General features: G+C 42.3%; 3 protein-coding genes and 1 pseudogene. 1 reads left to right on the forward strand and 3 read right to left on the reverse strand.

What is annotated here, in order from left to right; genetic code table 11:
* Positions 1–468 precede the first annotated feature (468 nt).
* On the reverse strand, positions 469–681 hold the full coding sequence (locus H6S82_RS28905) for a hypothetical protein (protein ID WP_190466250.1): 213 nt from the start codon (positions 679–681) through the stop codon (positions 469–471).
* A gap of 98 nt (positions 682–779) precedes the next feature.
* Here H6S82_RS28905 and H6S82_RS28910 point away from each other — a divergent pair, with 98 nt between their 5' ends.
* Positions 780–1,103: a (2Fe-2S) ferredoxin domain-containing protein gene (locus H6S82_RS28910; protein WP_199315355.1), complete on the forward strand. Its 324-nt coding sequence runs from the start codon at positions 780–782 to the stop codon at positions 1,101–1,103.
* A gap of 16 nt (positions 1,104–1,119) precedes the next feature.
* Here H6S82_RS28910 and H6S82_RS28915 read toward each other — a convergent pair whose 3' ends face one another.
* Entirely contained in the window at positions 1,120–2,184 is a 1,065-nt protein-coding gene (locus H6S82_RS28915; protein WP_190466244.1) for a folate-binding protein YgfZ, read from the reverse strand.
* Between the two features lie 51 nt (positions 2,185–2,235).
* A pseudogene (locus H6S82_RS28920) lies at positions 2,236–2,470 on the reverse strand (hypothetical protein); the annotation flags it as partial.

Raw genomic sequence — 2,470 nt, forward strand, 5'->3', positions numbered from 1 at the left:
AGCTATAATATTAATTCAATCCAAAGAAATAGCAGATTCTAGACAAAAAGTTAAAGATCTAGAATCTCAAATTGAAAACCAGCAATCTGAAATTGAAAAGCAACAATTTGAGATTAAACGTCTTAGTGAACTTTTGAATAAGAGGGCTCGTTGATATTCAAGTATATTCATAGATAATCTAGATTTGGCTATGACTCTAGCTGCTCCCAATGCCGTGATTCCAACAACAAATGTATGTCAAGTTTTATTGCTGCCGATTTATGGCAAAATATTGTGAGTTAAACCTGATAATTTTTCCCAGAGCTATTTTAGTTCTCAGCACTCACTTTTCTGACAAATAAATATTACACATTTTTGCAGGGACACGGCATAATTAAAATTGAGTGAGCTAATTTGATGATGCAGTGTCCCTACAGGATAATTGGCTATGGATAACAGCGCAATAAAATGCGATCGCACCCATCCAACTTACTCTTCTTCTCGTCTCTTTTGCCGTTGTTTTTCCAGCAACTCTGGAAAATGTTTCAAATCATCAATAGACTTAGGTGCTGGAAATTCTATCCAAGTTCCCTCCGCTTGTACTTTATCCATATAGGCATAAAAAGCTTCATCATCATCTCGATGTTGGAGGATGTAAGCTCGTAATTCTTTGCGACTCATTGCCTGAAAATCTGATTTCATAAGTTATATCTCCATCTTCATAATTAAAAGGTGCGATCGCACTTCCATTTTCCACCTCTGTTAGTTTTCCGCATTCACCTGCCCCCATAATGGTAAATATGAAATCAGAACGCGCATTGCAAAATGATTCAACTACTAGCAAAAAAGTGCTGATCTGCCAAAGTAAAACTTGTTCCAAACAAGGCGCAGCCAAAGTTTTAGCTGCTTTTGAGGAACACCCTGTTGCTGGGGTAACGATCGCTTCTACCGTTTGCCTGGGACAATGCGGCCAAGGCCCGATGGTGCTAATCCAACCGGAGAAAATCTGGTATAATCGCGTACTGCCAGAGGAAGTAGCGACTATTATCGATCGACACTTGCAGGGCGGAAAACCAGTCAAATCGATGTTGTATGCTAAATTTCATCCGCAAGTAAAAGATTAGACACTTGATTCTATGGTTATTCGTGAGTAATAAAAGGTACATCTACTACTTCACCTTCCGTTCCTCCTACCTGCACTTTCAGTCCTTTACCGCCAGCTTTTGTACGAACATAACCCAGTCCGAAGCAACCTCGATCGCTTTCCGTATAGCTGGTAAGTTTACCGACTTTTTCATCTCCAACAGTAATAATGCTACCTGGTTCGGCAGGTGCTTGCAGACGAATACCCCAAAGTTGTTGCTTGACTCCTTTATAAGTGTTCAATCGGGCAATAGTTTCTTGACCGATGTAGCAACCTTTACTAAAGGAAATTGTTTGCCACAGTCCCGCCTCTAAAGGATTGTAATCCTCAGTTAGTTCGCGATCGGGTACTGGGCGTCCTTGTTCTATTCTTAATTGTTCCCAAATGCTAGAGCCCATAGGCACAGCACCCGCTTGCACTAAGTTACTCCAAACTTTTGCCGCATCGCCAGCAGGAACAATTAAAGTGTATCCCGGTATTGCCAAACCGCTACCGACAGCAACGCGAACCTCAACTTTATCCCCCGCTTCGGAAGAGGGGTTAGGCAAAATCGGCAATAATTGATGACTGGCGTAAGCTTGACCGATAATTGACTCAGCCCCCAACTTTTCCAAAATCGCATCGCTTTGGGGCCCAATCAAACTAAAAGTAGCCGTATCATCTGTAATATCGGTTAACTTGACCTTATCTGCGAAAAAGATATATTGGTCTAACCATTTCATCAACTTGTCGCGGCGATTGGGTGAAACCAGCAGCAACACAGCATCTTCCAACACATAGCCAGTGGCTAAATCGATTGTGCGAGCTGTAGAGGTGACAAAAACAGTATCGCAACCTTCTCCTGGTTTGAGTTTCTGGAAATCGTTGGTACTTTGGTTGTGCAAAAATCGCAGTCGATCTGCATCGCCAACCAGAATTCTACCCCAGTGAGAGCGATCGCACAAAGCCACCCCTTCTTGTACCGCCAAAATAGCTGCCGCATCATTGCCAAAACTAACAGCTACCGAATCCTCAAATTTCGCTCCAATTGATACTTCTACATCTCGCAATGCCTCAATCATTTCTGCGTGCCTCTGCGTTTTCTTTTGCGTACATTTGCGTCAAAAAAATTACTAAACATCCGGCAAATCAGCAAACACTTGTTCCACCACTGCCCTTGTTTTTACCTCCAAACGCTCCCAATCCACATCCCCAGTTTCATCGATGAGACTTGTATCGATATCAACTTCTTGACTTTCCAATTCGCTGTGTGTGGGTTGGTAGTCAACGAAACACACTTGATAGCATAGATCCCACAAATTGACACTCATTTGATAGTCTCGATGTTGCAAACAAAGCAAGTACCCC

It is taken from the genome of Planktothrix sp. FACHB-1355, from assembly GCF_014748295.1.
GTDB classification, from domain to species: domain Bacteria; phylum Cyanobacteriota; class Cyanobacteriia; order Cyanobacteriales; family Aerosakkonemataceae; genus Aerosakkonema; species Aerosakkonema funiforme_A.